The 12,587-nt window shown below is 72.9% G+C and carries 11 protein-coding genes; all 11 read right to left on the reverse strand.

All coding sequences use genetic code 11. From position 1 onward, the window contains the following. Positions 1-54 precede the first annotated feature (54 nt). The 11 genes from ACFYXU_RS24845 to ACFYXU_RS24895 all read right to left on the reverse strand — a co-directional run bounded on the left by ACFYXU_RS24845 (position 55) and on the right by ACFYXU_RS24895 (position 12,557). Entirely contained in the window at positions 55-1,440 is a 1,386-nt protein-coding gene (locus tag ACFYXU_RS24845; protein ID WP_329853748.1) for an aspartate aminotransferase family protein, read from the reverse strand. Continuing rightward, the gene (gene hpnH / locus ACFYXU_RS24850; protein ID WP_361400622.1) at positions 1,437-2,462 is read right to left on the reverse strand and encodes an adenosyl-hopene transferase HpnH; all 1,026 of its coding nucleotides are present in this window, start codon (positions 2,460-2,462) and stop codon (positions 1,437-1,439) included. Before hpnH ends, ACFYXU_RS24845 begins: the two co-directional genes overlap by 4 nt. Positions 2,463-2,469: 7 nt before the next feature. After that, the gene (locus ACFYXU_RS24855) at positions 2,470-3,120 is read right to left on the reverse strand and encodes a 1-hydroxy-2-methyl-2-butenyl 4-diphosphate reductase (protein WP_389460010.1); all 651 of its coding nucleotides are present in this window, start codon (positions 3,118-3,120) and stop codon (positions 2,470-2,472) included. Next, positions 3,120-5,102 carry a squalene--hopene cyclase gene (gene shc, locus ACFYXU_RS24860; protein WP_376511018.1) on the reverse strand — a complete coding sequence of 661 codons (1,983 nt, stop codon included), beginning with the start codon at positions 5,100-5,102 and terminating at the stop codon, positions 3,120-3,122. The genes ACFYXU_RS24855 and shc overlap by 1 nt, the downstream gene beginning before the upstream one ends. 109 nt (positions 5,103-5,211) lie before the next feature. Beyond that, positions 5,212-6,312, reverse strand: a complete 1,101-nt coding sequence (locus tag ACFYXU_RS24865) for a polyprenyl synthetase family protein (RefSeq protein WP_329853753.1) — start codon at positions 6,310-6,312, stop codon at positions 5,212-5,214. Next, positions 6,309-7,658, reverse strand: a complete 1,350-nt coding sequence (gene hpnE, locus ACFYXU_RS24870; RefSeq protein WP_389460547.1) for a hydroxysqualene dehydroxylase HpnE — start codon at positions 7,656-7,658, stop codon at positions 6,309-6,311. Before hpnE ends, ACFYXU_RS24865 begins: the two co-directional genes overlap by 4 nt. Before the next feature lie 256 nt (positions 7,659-7,914). After that, on the reverse strand, positions 7,915-8,865 hold the full coding sequence (gene hpnD, locus ACFYXU_RS24875; protein ID WP_376511016.1) for a presqualene diphosphate synthase HpnD: 951 nt from the start codon (positions 8,863-8,865) through the stop codon (positions 7,915-7,917). Continuing rightward, the gene (hpnC, locus tag ACFYXU_RS24880; protein ID WP_389406297.1) at positions 8,862-9,773 is read right to left on the reverse strand and encodes a squalene synthase HpnC; all 912 of its coding nucleotides are present in this window, start codon (positions 9,771-9,773) and stop codon (positions 8,862-8,864) included. Before hpnC ends, hpnD begins: the two co-directional genes overlap by 4 nt. Positions 9,774-10,075: 302 nt before the next feature. Further along, positions 10,076-10,723 carry a TetR/AcrR family transcriptional regulator gene (locus ACFYXU_RS24885; RefSeq protein ID WP_376511012.1) on the reverse strand — a complete coding sequence of 216 codons (648 nt, stop codon included), beginning with the start codon at positions 10,721-10,723 and terminating at the stop codon, positions 10,076-10,078. A 123-nt stretch (positions 10,724-10,846) separates the two neighbouring features. Continuing rightward, positions 10,847-11,632, reverse strand: a complete 786-nt coding sequence (locus ACFYXU_RS24890) for an ABC transporter ATP-binding protein (RefSeq protein WP_329853757.1) — start codon at positions 11,630-11,632, stop codon at positions 10,847-10,849. Next, positions 11,625-12,557, reverse strand: a complete 933-nt coding sequence (locus tag ACFYXU_RS24895; protein ID WP_376511010.1) for an ABC transporter permease — start codon at positions 12,555-12,557, stop codon at positions 11,625-11,627. The genes ACFYXU_RS24890 and ACFYXU_RS24895 overlap by 8 nt, the downstream gene beginning before the upstream one ends. Positions 12,558-12,587 lie beyond the last annotated feature (30 nt).

Consider the following 12,587-nt stretch of genomic DNA (forward strand, 5'->3'; position numbering starts at 1 on the left):
GCAAGTTTCTTGCCTCAGAGGCAAAACCCCGGGGGGATCCGCGACGGGATCCGGTCAGCGCTGCGCGACCGCCTGCTTGACCAGGGTCTTCCCGAAGTCCCACATCAGCCCGCCGCCCCCGTGGGCGTCGTCCATGACCGCCGTGAAGGCGGTGACGAACCGGTCCACGTCGGCCTCGTCGATGACCAGCGGCGGGATCAGCTTGATCACCTCCAGATGGTCGCCGGAGACCTGGGTGAGGATCCGGTGCCGCTGGAGCAGCGGGACGACGACCATCTGGGCGAAGAGGCCCTTGCGGGCCGTCTGGAGCATCGTCCAGCGCCCGCGGAGCCCGAGCGAGGACGGCCGTCCGAACTCGATCCCGATCATCAGGCCGCGCCCGCGGATCTCGTGCAGCAGCTCGTACCGGGGCACGAGCTCCTTCAGGCGGCCCGAGAGCAGGTCGCCCATCCTGCGGGCGTGGGCGACGGTGCCCTCCTCCTCCATGACCGCGAGGACCGCCAGTCCGGCGGCCATGGCCTGGGCGTTCGACCCGAAGCTCGCCGAGTGGACCAGGACCCGGTCCATCGACGAGTACACCTTCTTGAAGATCCAGTCCTTGCCGAGGGTGGCGCCGACCGGCACGTAACCGCCGGAGAGCGCCTTGGCGACGCAGACCAGATCCGGCTCGACGCCCTCCTCGTGCTGGTAGGCGTAGAAGTCTCCGGTCCTGCCGAGGCCGGTCTGCACCTCGTCGGCGACGAGCAGCGCACCGTGGCGGTGCAGCAGCTCCTGGGCGCCCCGGAGGAAGCCCGGCGGCGCCTCGTGGACGCCCTTGCCCTGGATGGGCTCGACGACGAAGGCGGCCACGTCGCCCTTGCGCAGCTCCCGCTCCAGGGCGTCGAGGTCGCCCAGCGGGATCGCGGTGTCCGGCAGCAGCGGCTCGAAGCCCTCCCGGAAGCCCCGCTCCCCGTTGACGGAGAGGGAGCCGGTGGTGAGCCCGTGGAAGGCGTGGGAGCAGTAGAGGACCCTCGGCCGCCCGGTGGCGTACCGGGCGAACTTGAGGGCGGTCTCCACGGCCTCCGTGCCGCTGTTGCCGAAGAAGACCCGGTCGAGGTGCGGGCTGTGGGCGAGCAGCCGCTCGGCGAGGAGCCCCGGCAACGGCTGGCAGTCGAAGCGGGTCAGGTCGGCGAGCTGGGCGTCCAGGACGTCGTGGAGGGCCTTGCGGACGACGGGGTGGTGCCGTCCGAGACCCATCACGCCGAAGCCGGCGAGCATGTCGAGGTGGTCGACGCCGTCGGCGTCCCAGAAGTGGGCGCCCTCGGCCCGCTCGTAGACCTTGTCGAAGCCGATGGTGTGCAGCATGCGGGGCAGCTGGTGGTTGAGGTACCTGGCGTGCAGCTCGTACCGCTCCGCGCCGCGCTCGGAGAGCAGCGCCCGCAGGTCGAACCCGCCGGTCATGACGAGCTGTTCCCGGAGACCGTCTCCCGGACCGCGCGCAGCGACTCCTTGAGGGAGCCCATGGTGGCGAGGACGGCGGTGGGTTCGTAGCCGCAGTGCGCCATGCAGTTGGCGCAGCGCGGGTCCTTGCCCCGGCCGTACTTGTCCCAGTCGGTGTCCTCGACGAGCTCGCGGTACGTGGGGACGTATCCGTCGCTCATCAGGTAGCAGGGTCGCTGCCAGCCGAAGAGGGAGTAGTTGGGGATGGCCCAGGCGGTGCAGGGGAAGTCCGCCTTCCCCTCCAGGAAGTCCAGGAAGAGCGGCGAGTGGTTGAGGCGCCAGCGTCGCCTGTTCCCGCCGGCGAAGGCCTTCTTGAAGAGTTCGCGGGTCTGTTCGACGCCGAGGAAGTGCTCCTGGTCGGGAGCCTTCTCGTAGGCGTAGGCGGGCGAGATCATCATTTCGTCGACCTGGAGGTCGTCATTGAGGAAGTTGAGCACCTCGATGATGGTCTGCGGGGTGTCGGTGTTGAAGAAGGTCGAGTTCGTGGTGACCCGGAAGCCGCGCCGCTTGGCCTCCTTGATGGCCGCCACGGCCTCGTCGAACACGCCCTCCTTGGCGACGGACTCGTCGTGCCGCTCGCGCAGGCCGTCGATGTGGACGGCGAAGGCGAAGTACGGGGAGGGGGTGAACTTCTCCAGCTTCTTGCGGAGCAGCATCGCGTTGGTGCAGAGGAAGACGTACTTCCGCCGGGCCACCAGCTGGCGCACGATCTCGTCGATCTGCGGGTGCATCAAGGGCTCGCCGCCCGCGATGGACACCATCGGGGCGCCGGACTCCAGGACCGCGCCGACCGCCTGGGCGACCGGCATGCGCTGCTTGAGGACACCCGCCGGGTGCTGGATCTTGCCGCAGCCCTCGCACGCGAGGTTGCAGGCGTAGAGCGGCTCCAGCTCGACGATCAGCGGGAACTTGTCCCGCTTGCGGAGCTTCTGTTCGAAGAGGTAGGTCCCGACGCGGATGGACTGACGGAGCGGCATGGCCATAACTCGTTCACCTCCTGGGGAGCAGCGAAGAACGGTGCCATTCGAAGAATGCGGGAAGGACGGCACGCAGAACACGGAAGGCTGATATTCCCCCGCGTACCGTGCCGATCCGGACCAGTTCATGTTCCGGAGCGTCCACGACCACCCGGACGGCCGCAACCGGGCGGGGTCCGGACGACGTCGCGGCGCGGAGCGTGGCGGCGGACTCCATGTCGACGGCGATCGCGCCGCCGGCCCGGAGCGCGACCCGCTCGGGGCCGCGCACCACGTGGTCGGAGCCGATGAGCGGTCCGGTGTGGACGGCGTGCCCGGGTACGGCCCGCTCCAGGGCCTGCACCAGGAGCTCGGTCCCGGTGCAGGGGGTCGTGCCGTCCGGGCCGCGGGTCTCCTCGGCGACGATGAGGTCCCCGGGGTGCATGCCGGGGGCGAGGCCCGCGCAGAAGCCGGAGGCGATCACCGCGGCGTCCCGCCACCGCGCCTCGCCGAGGGTCCGGGACACGGCGCGGCGGGCCCGGTCGGGCCCCATGCCGGTGCGCACCACGGTGACCGGGCCGGGCGCGCCGCCCCGGTCCGCGCTGCGCAGGGCGAAGTGCTCGATGCCGAGCGCGCAGGCGATCAGCAGCGGCGGGGCGGCGCCCGGGCCGGGCTCGCGGCCCATCAGTCGTCCCCGCGCGGCGCGGGGTCCCCGTACACATAGCGCCCGAGCGCCGTGAGCGGGAAGACCTGCCGGTAGAGGTGGTAGTTGATGGAGAAGTCCCAGGGGAAGCCGGTGCCGGTGAAGTGGGGCTCGTCCCAGGAGCCGTCCTCCCGCTGGGCCTCGGTCAGCCAGGCGACGCCCCGCCGGACCGGCTCGGAGTCGCGCTCCCCCGCGGCGAGGAGGGCGATCAGGGCCCATGCCGTCTGGGAGGGGGTGGAGGGGCCGCGCCCGACCCACTCCTCCTCCTTGTACGAGCGGAGGTCCTCGCCCCAGCCTCCGTCGTCGTTCTGCACGGCCCCCAGCCAGCCGACGGCCCGGCGGATCGCGGGATGGGAGAGCGGCAGTCCGGCGGCGGCGAGCGCGGGGAGCACCGAGCCCGTGCCGTAGACGTGGTTGACGCCCCAGCGGCCGAACCAGGCGCCGTGCGGCTCCTGTTCGGCGAGCAGCCAGGCGATGCCCCGGCGGGCGCGGGGGTCCTGGGCCATTCCCTCGTAGGCGAGCATCTCGACGACGTGGGCGGTGACGTCGGCGGAGGGCGGGTCGATGACCTCGCCGAAGTCGCAGAACGGCAGCTTGTTGGGGAGGACGCTGGTGTTGTCGGCGTCGAAGGCTCCCCAGGCGCCGTTCTTCGACTGCATGCCGAGGGTCCAGCGGGCGCCCCGGGCGACGGCCGCCTCGACCCGCTCCGGGTCGGGGTGCCGCACCCGGCGCAGGGCGAGCAGGACCTCGGCGGTGTCGTCGATGTCGGGGTAGGTGTCGTTGTGGAACTCGAACGCCCAGCCGCCCGGCGGGAGTCCGGGCCGGCGCACCGCCCAGTCGCCGGTCCGGGTGATCTCCTCGTCGAGCATCCAGTCCACGGCCTTCACGAGCGCCGGGTGGTCGGGGCTCAGCCCGGCGTCGGCGAGCGCGATGGCGGCGAGGCAGGTGTCCCAGACCGGTGACTGGCAGGCCTCGATCATCCGCGAGCCGTCCTCGCGCCAGATCGCGAACCGGTCGAGGGACTCCAGACCGGCCCGCATGACCGGGTGCTGGAGGTCGTAGCCGAGGAGGTGGAGGGCGATGACCGAGTAGACGGCGGGGGGCTGGATGCCGCCCCAGCAGCCGTCGTTCTCCTGGCGCTCGACGATCCACCGGGCGGCGACGTTCATGGCCGTGCGGCGGACCGCGCGCGGGGCGAAGCGGTGGTAGACGTGCAGCGCCTTGTCGAGTCGCTGGAAGAGGCCGTCCCAGCCGGTGGCCGGGGCGAGCGGGCGGGGCGGGTTCGGCCGGGCCGGGTCGGTGTGCAGCTCGTCCAGCGGGAAGGGCGCGGGCCGCACCGGGCGCTTCGCGGAGACGACGGTGAGCGGCACGATCGTCTGGCGGGCCCAGCAGCCGAAGTCGTAGATGTTGAGCGGGAACCACTTGGGCAGGAAGATCAGCTCGGGCGGCAGCTCGGGCAGGTCCTCCCAGCGCCACCAGCCGAAGAGGGCCAGCCAGATCCGGGTGAAGACCCGGGCGGCGGCGATCCCGCCCCGGGCCCGGACCCAGGCGGAGGCGCGGGCCATGTGCGGCGCGTCGGGCGGGTCCCCGGCGAGCCGGAGGGCGACATAGGCCTCCACGGTGGCGGAGAGGTCGCCGGGTCCGCCGAAGAAGGTGGCCCAGGCGCCGTCCTCGCCCTGCCCGCGGCGGATGTGGAGGGCGGCGGCGCGGGTGGTGTCGGCGTCGAGGATGCCCAGGAACTGGCGGAGGAGGAGGTCCTCGGCGTCCATGGTGACGTTGGTCTCCAGGTCGCCCTTCCACCAGCCCTCCGGGTCCTGCCGGCCGAGCAGGTGCTCGACGCCCCGCCGGGCGGCCCGCGCGGCGCTCTCGTCGAGCTCCTCCGGCGCGGTGGTGTCGTACGTCTTGCTGGCCGCGGTCGCGCGGGGGCCACCGGCCCCGGCGCTTCCGTCGGTCGTCGCTGTCATGGCTTCCCCTTTGCGCAGTCGGTTGCTTCTGCTTCAAAACGGGTCTGCCGTCGGCCGGCGCCGGAGGGCACCGGCCGGCGACCGCGAACTCATATCAGGGTGATGGTGATCATCTCTTCCGTACGACCACGAAGTCGGCCAGGGCGACGAGCTGGGCCCGCACGCGGGCGGGCATGTCCACCTCGTCCAGGGCCTGGATCGCGATCGCGTGCTGGCGGCGGGCCTCCTGGGAGGTCCACTCGCGTCCTCCGGCCTCCTCGATGAGGGCCGCGCGGGTGGCGAACTCCTCCTCGGAGAAGGTGTCGAAGTCATTGGACTTGGCGTCCGCGGCGAGGAGTTCGCCGAGCCGCTCGGAGGCCTCGCCGCCGGCGGCGAGGGCGGCGACGACCGGCAGGGACTTCTTGCGCTGCCGCAGGTCGCTCCAGGTCTGCTTGCCGGTGGCCTCCGGGTCGCCCCAGATGCCGAGGAGGTCGTCCACGGCCTGGAAGGCGAGGCCGAGGTGGTAGCCGTACTCCTCCAGCTTGTCGGCGGTGCGGTCGTCGGCCCCGCCGAGGACGGCGCCGATGGAGACGGCGCAGGCGAGCAGGGCGCCGGTCTTGTTGCCCTCCATCTCCAGGCACTCCTCGACGGTGACCCGCTCGCGGTGCTCGTAGGAGATGTCCTGGGCCTGCCCGTCGATGAGCTTGCGGCTGGCCGTGGTCAGCCGGCGGGTGGCGCGGCCGGCCTCGACGGTGCCGAGTTCGAGCAGGATCTCGTTGGCGAGGGCGAAGAGGGCGTCGCCGACGAGGATCGCCTGCGCGGGGCCGTGCACCTTCCACACCGTGTCGCGGTGGCGGCGCTGCTCGTCGCCGTCCATCAGGTCGTCGTGGAGCAGCGAGAAGTTGTGCACGAGCTCCACGGCGACGGCGCCGGGGACGCCGACCTCGGGCGCGGCGCCCGCGGCCTCGGCGGACAGCAGGGCGAGCGCCGGGCGGACGGCCTTGCCGCCGTCGCCGTCGGCGGGGTTGCCCTGCGCGTCGATCCAGCCGAAGTGGTAGGCGGCCACGGTGTCCATGGGCGGCGCGAGGCGGTCGACGGCCGCCCGCAGTACGGGGGTGGACAGGGTCCGCCCCCGCTCCAGCAGTGCGGACACGTCCGCGGTGTCGACGGCCGGTTGTCCCGGCTGCACTGTCGGCACGGTCTCTCCTCTTGTTCCGGTACTCACACTCATACCGCCTCCTGAAGCGGGTGGTCGTGGCGGCGGCCGAGGGCGGAGAGCGCGGCGCTCGCGGCGCTGAAACCGCTGCGGACGGCACCCTCCATGGTCGCGGGCCAGCCGGTGGCGGTCCAGGCCCCGGCCAGATACAGCCCCGGGGCCCCGGTGCGGGCGCCTGGCCTGAGCCGGCCGACGCCCGGGGTGGGGGCGAACGTGGCCGTCCGCTCCCTGGTGACGAAGAAGTCGCGGATCCCCGCGCCGCGGGCGGCGGGCAGGAGCCGTTCCATCTCGGGGAGGTACTTCGCGCGCAGGGCGGCGACGGGCGCGTCGATCTCGCCCTGGGCGGCGGACTGGGAGACGGCGAGGTACTGGCCCCCGCCGGTGAGCCCGGAGGAGTCGGTGCGGTCGAAGACCCACTGCACCGGGGAGCCGAGGGCCGTGAAGAAGGGCCGCTTCAGCACCTTGCGGTCGTAGACCACGTGCAGGTTGAGGATGGGCGCGTTGTCGATGTCGAGGAGCCGGTCGGGGTCGTCGAGGGCGCCGTCCGGCAGCAGGCCGTGGGTCTCGTGCTGCGGCACGGCCAGGACCACCGCGTCGGCCTCGATCCGCTCCCCCGGCACGTCGACGGCCCAGCGCCCGTCGCCGGTGCGGGAGATCCGCTCGGCCTTGGTGCGCAGGGCGGTGCGGACGCCGAGGGCGTCGAGCTCCTTCGCGGCGCGGGTGTCGTGGAGCTCGCCGAGCGGGACGTGGGCCCAGCCGATGTCGGCGGCGCCGGGCTCGGAGAGCAGTCCGGTCTTGAAGACCATCGCGGCGAGCCCCATGGAGGCCCGCGGGGCCGGGGCGTTGAGGGTGGGGATGCCGACGAGGTCCCAGAGGGCCTCGACGGTCCGGGGGGACTGGCCGTGCCGGCCGAGCCAGGTGGCGAAGTCGATGCCGTCGAGCGCCGGGTCGGCGGGGTCGAGCTTCTTCAGGGCGAGCGCGGCCCGGCCGACGGAGGCGCGCTCGGCGAGCGAGAGGTGCGGGTACGTGGCGAGGCTGCGCGCGAGGTGCAGCGGCACGGGCAGCTCGTCGCGGCGGATCCGTCCGAGCCGGGGGCCGCGGGGGTGCGCGACGTCGAGGACGGGGACGTCGAGCCGGTCCTGGAGGGGGGCGAGCGCGGTGCCGCCGACCCGGTCGAGGAACCAGCGGTAGGCGGTGCAGCAGCGCAGGTAGACGTGCTGGCCGTTGTCGACGGTCAGGTCGCCCCGGCGGAAGGAGAAGGCGAGGCCGCCGAGCCGGGGCCGGCCTTCGAGCAGGGTGACCCGGACGCCGCTCTCGGCGAGCCGGAGCGCTGTGGTGATCCCGGCGAGCCCGCCGCCCACGACGACGGCGGCGGGCCGCGCGCCGCCGGTCCGGCCGGCGGCCTCGCCGCTCGTGCCACGGCCGGCTCGGGACCCCACGGCGCCGGGTGCGTCCGTGCCGGGGCCGCCCGTCGTGCCCGGCGGGGTGTTCCGTCCGGTTCCTTCGTCGTTCACGCGGCCTCCGTTCGGGTCGTCGCGGTCGGATGCGGGGGTGCCTCCGGCAGGGACGCCGGGACGGCTCCCGGGGTTGCGCGGCGGGCGGGCGCGCCGGGCCGCATCAGGCGCGCCTCCTGACGGTGCGGCGCGCGATGTGGCGGGTGTCGAGGCCGGAGAGCCCGCGCACGGCGACGTACGCCTTCTCGCGTCCCGGCAGGGAGACGCGGCCGCGCAGGACGGCCCCGGGATCGCGCTCGATCCGGTCGAGCAGGCGCCGGTAGATCCCGGCCATGGCGGCGACGCAGGCTCCGCTGCGCCGGTCGAGCATGGGAAGGAGCCGGTAGCCCTCGGCGAACAGGGCGCGGGCGCGCCGCACTTCGAAGTGGACGAGCCCGGCGAAGTCGGCCCCGGGGCCGGGGGTGTCGCTGCCGAAGCCGTCCGAGCAGCCGAACTTGGCGAGGTCGTCGGCGGGCAGGTAGGTGCGCCCGTTCCCGGCGTCCTCGCGTACGTCCCTGAGGATGTTGGTGAGTTGCAGCGCGAGGCCCAGGGTGTCGGCGTACTCGCCGGCGCGGTCGACGCCGTGGGCACCGGGCTGGGTGCCGAAGACGCCGAGGGAGAGGCGGCCGATGGCTCCGGCGACGCACCGGCAGTAGACCTTGAGGTCGTCCCAGGTCTCGTAGGTCGCGCCGCGCACGTCCATGAGGACGCCGTCGATGAGCTCGTCGAGACCGGCGAGCGGGATCGGGAAGCGGCGGGCCGAGTCGGCGAGGGCGACGGCGACGGGGTCGGTGTCGTCCTCCTCGACGAGGCCCTTGCGGATGCGGTCGAGGACGTCCCGGGTCGCTTCGAGCCGCTCCCGCTTCTCCCCGGGTGCGAGCGTGCCGTCGCCGATGTCGTCGACGCGCCGCGAGAAGGCGTACAGCGCGGACATCGCCTGCCGCTTCTCGGCGGGGAGCAGCCGGATCCCGTAGGCGAAGTTGCGGGCCTGCCCGCCGGTGACCGCCTCGCAGTAGCTGTAGGCGGCCTGGACCGGTGCGGACGGCTGGAGCTGTGCCTCCACGGTCGCGCTCACCCCTCTCTCCGCGCCCGGAGCAGTACCGCTCCCGCCTGGCGCATCAGGCTCGGCTTGGTGGACTTCGGTGGGCCGGCCAGGACGTCGTACCCGGCGTCGGTGACGGCGTCGAGGGCGGCGAGGCCTCCGGCGGTGAATCCGGCCAGGAGGAGGCGGAGCCGTCCGTGGACGCTGCCGACGAGCGGGGCTCCGGCGTGCAGGAGGGCGCGGGCGCGCTCGGCCTCGAAGGCGATCAGGGCCCGCACGGACGCTCCGGCGGTGGGCTCGGCGAGGTCGCGCTCGGTCACGTGGAAGCGCTTGAGGTCCTCGGCGGGCAGGTAGATCCGGTCGCGGGCGAGGTCCTCGGCGACGTCCTGGAGGTGTTCGACGAGCTGGAGCGCGGTGCAGATCTCGTCGGAGCGCCGGATCCGCTCGGGGGTGTCGGTGCCGGTGATCGCGAGGACGAGCCGGCCGACGGTGTTGGCGGAGAGCTCGCAGTACGCGAGGAGGTCGTCGTACGTCTCGTAGCGGCGGACCAGCTGGTCCTGCCGGTTGGCGGCGATCAGGCCGAGGAAGGGGCCGGGGGTGAGCCCGCGCCGGCGGACCGTCGGCTGGAGGGCCCGCAGCAGGGGGTGGTGCGGGGTGCCGCCGAAGACCCGGTGGAGGTCGGCCTCCAGGGCGTCCAGGAGGACGAGCCGGTCCTCCTCGTCGCCGGGGCGCACGCCGAGGTGGCGGGCGTCGGCGCCGCCGGGGGCGAGGTCGCCGTCGCCGATGTCGTCGACGAGCCGGGCGTAGCCGTAGACGGCCATGAGGTCGTCGCGCCAGGCGCGGGGCAGGAAGAAGGGGGCCACGGGGAAGTTCTCGTCCGCGGCCTTGCCGAGTGTGGCGCGTGAGGAGGCGTCGGTGCGCGCCTGCCTGGTCCCCGTCACTGGGCGGTTCCTGACGGAGGGACGGCGACACCCTCGTGGAGCTGGAGAATCTGCGTCATGGCCGTCACGTCTCCCGTTCTACACTGCCGATCCAATCCATCCCATTTCGGACACGCCGCCGACCCCTGCCCGTAGGGCCGCCGCCGCGGGGCCCGATGGCCGCGGGGTATCGCCCTACTTGCCGCGAAACAGACCGGTCCAGCTTACGTTGTACGACGACCTTCGCCATTCCGGGGTGGCGCGCGTCGCGCGTCCGTCCCGCGCGGACGTCCAACTCACTGGCGCGGCAGGGAATTTCGGATTCAGCGGGCGCCCGCCCCGGAGACCACCATGGCGAGGGTCGCCTCGACGGCGAGGCTCCGGCCCTGGGCGGAGAGGCACCGAAGGGGCCCGTCCACCAGGAGGAGTGACAGTCCGTGCACGGCGGACCACGCCGCGGCGCCGGTGGCGGTCCGGGTGTCCGGCCGCGCGGCGCCGAGCGCGGCGAGCGCTTCGAGCGCCTCCCTGAGCAGGGTGAACGCGCGGACCTCGGGCTCGGCGGCCGGCCGGTCCTGGGGGCACTCGGCTCCCGGGGCGGGGCGGGGGGCGCAGAACGCGGCCCGGTAGAGGCCCGGCTGCTCCACCGCGAAGCCGACGTACCCCCGGCAGAGGGCGGTGACGCGGCGCTCGGCGGCGAGGACGGGGTCGTCGGCGCCGGGCTCGCGGGCGGCGGCCCGCTCCATGGCCGCGGCGAGCTCCCGCCGGGCGTGCGCCCTGACGGTGCGGAGGAGTTCCCCGCGCCCGTCGAAGTGCCGGTAGGCGGCGGTGGGCGAGACGCCGACCCGGCGGGCCGCCTCGCGCAGGACGACCCGCTCGGGGCCGCCGTCGGCGGCGAGGTCGACGGCCGCGCAGATCAGCGCGTTGCGCAGGTCGCCGTGGTGGTAGGTCTTTCCCGCCGAGGTCGCTGCCATGGGCTCATCCTGCCCGAAGTTAACCGCATGAACATTCCGGGTGGGGACGCGACGCGCGAAAACCGGAAGAGCCCCTACCGGATGCATCCGGCGGGGGCTCCTCGCGGGGCGCGTCTCCCGGGCTCAGCGCGCGGTCTCGCGCTCGTACGCCTTGAGGACCTCGTCCGTGGGGCCGTCCATCAGGAGCTGCCCCTTCTCCAGCCAGAGCACCCGGTCGCAGGTGTCCCGGATGGACTTGTTGCTGTGGCTCACCAGGAAGACCGTGCCTGCCTCCTTGCGGAGCTCGCGGATGCGCTCCTCGGAGCGGATCTGGAACTTGCGGTCACCGGTCGCCAGGGCCTCGTCGATGAGGAGGACGTCGTGGTTCTTGGCCGCGGCGATGGCGAAGCGGAGCCGGGCGCCCATGCCGGAGGAGTACGTCCGCATGGGCAGGCTGATGAAGTCGCCCTTCTCGTTGATGCCGGAGAAGTCGACGATGTCCTCGTAGCGGGAGCGCACCTCCTCGCGGCTCATGCCCATGGCGAGACCGCCGAGGATCACGTTGCGCTCGCCGGTGAGGTCGTTCATCAGGGCCGCGTTGACGCCCAGGAGCGAGGGCTGCCCGTCGGTGTAGACCTTGCCGCTCTCGGTGGGGAGCAGTCCGGCGATGGCGCGCAGCAGGGTGGACTTGCCGGAGCCGTTGGTGCCGATGAGGCCGATGGCCTCGCCCCGGTACGCGGTGAAGGTGACGCCGCGGACCGCGTGGACCTTGCGGACGCCCCGGGACACCTCGGCCTTGCCCCGGCCGACGATCCGGCTGAGCGCCGCCGTGGCGCTGCCCTTGCCGCCGCCGCCGGTGTTGACCCGGTAGACGATGTGGACGTCGTCGCAGATGACGGTGGGGACGTCGCCCTGGTTCGTGTCAGCCACGTCCGTACCTCTCCTCGGCCTTCCAGAAGTAGACGAAACCGCCGATGCCGAAGAGCACGGCCCAGGCGAGGGCGGTGATCCAGACGTGCGCCGGCAGGTTCTCCGCGCCGTAGCCCTCGATGAGGGCGTAGCGGATGAGGTCCATGTAGACCGCCGCCGGGTTGTACATGAGGACGTCCGCGATCCACGCCGGCTTGTCGGCGAGCATCGTCTGGATCGAGAACATCACGCCCGACGCGTACATCCAGGTGCGCATGACGAAGGGCATCAGCTGGGCGAGGTCGGGCGTCTTGGCGCCCATCCTGGCCACGATCATCGACAGGCCCGTGTTGAACACGAACTGGAGCAGCAGCGCGGGGATCAGGAGCAGCCACCGGAGGGAGGGGTAGCTGCCGAAGGCCACGGCGACCGCCACGAGCACGATCATCGAGTACAGCAGCTGCTGGAGCTGCTGGAGCGAGAAGGAGATCGGGAGGGTGGCGCGCGGGAAGTGCAGCGCGCGGACGAGGCCCAGGTTCCCGGAGATCGCCCGGACACCGGCCATGACCGAGTTCTGGGTGAAGGTGAACACGAAGATGCCGGTGACCAGGAAGGGGATGTAGACCCCCTTGGACATGCCCCGGCCGGCGTTCAGGATGAGCCCGAAGATCAGGTAGTAGACCAGGGCGTTCAGCAGCGGGGTCGCCACCTGCCAGATCTGGCCGAGCTTGGCCTGGCTGTACTGGGAGGCCAGCTTCGCGGAGGAGAAGGCCACGATGAAGTGGCGTCGGCTCCACAGATCGCGGACGTACTCGAACAGACCCGGCCGGGCGCCGCTGACGGCGAGGCCGTACTTCGCGGCGAGGGCGGCCGGCTCCAGGCCCTCGTCGACGGAGGACGGAGGCGCGCTCGTCGCGACCGCCCCGCCCAGGTGTGTGTCACTCACAGTCGAAACTTTCGTGTTCAAGATGCGCGG

Origin of the sequence: Streptomyces sp. NPDC002232 (assembly GCF_042890295.1) — a bacterium.
Taxonomy (GTDB): Bacteria; Actinomycetota; Actinomycetes; order Streptomycetales; family Streptomycetaceae; genus Streptomyces.

Bases quoted from the DNA above. Each gene is read 5' to 3' on its own strand.
- ACFYXU_RS24845 (WP_329853748.1), bottom strand. From the start codon at position 1,440: ATGACCGGCGGGTTCGACCTGCGGGCGCTGCTCTCCGAGCGCGGCGCG.
- hpnH (WP_361400622.1), bottom strand. From the start codon at position 2,462: ATGGCCATGCCGCTCCGTCAGTCCATCCGCGTCGGGACCTACCTCTTC.
- ACFYXU_RS24855 (WP_389460010.1), bottom strand. From the start codon at position 3,120: ATGGGCCGCGAGCCCGGCCCGGGCGCCGCCCCGCCGCTGCTGATCGCC.
- shc (WP_376511018.1), bottom strand. From the start codon at position 5,102: ATGACAGCGACGACCGACGGAAGCGCCGGGGCCGGTGGCCCCCGCGCG.
- ACFYXU_RS24865 (WP_329853753.1), bottom strand. From the start codon at position 6,312: ATGAGTGTGAGTACCGGAACAAGAGGAGAGACCGTGCCGACAGTGCAG.
- ACFYXU_RS24885 (WP_376511012.1), bottom strand. From the start codon at position 10,723: ATGGCAGCGACCTCGGCGGGAAAGACCTACCACCACGGCGACCTGCGC.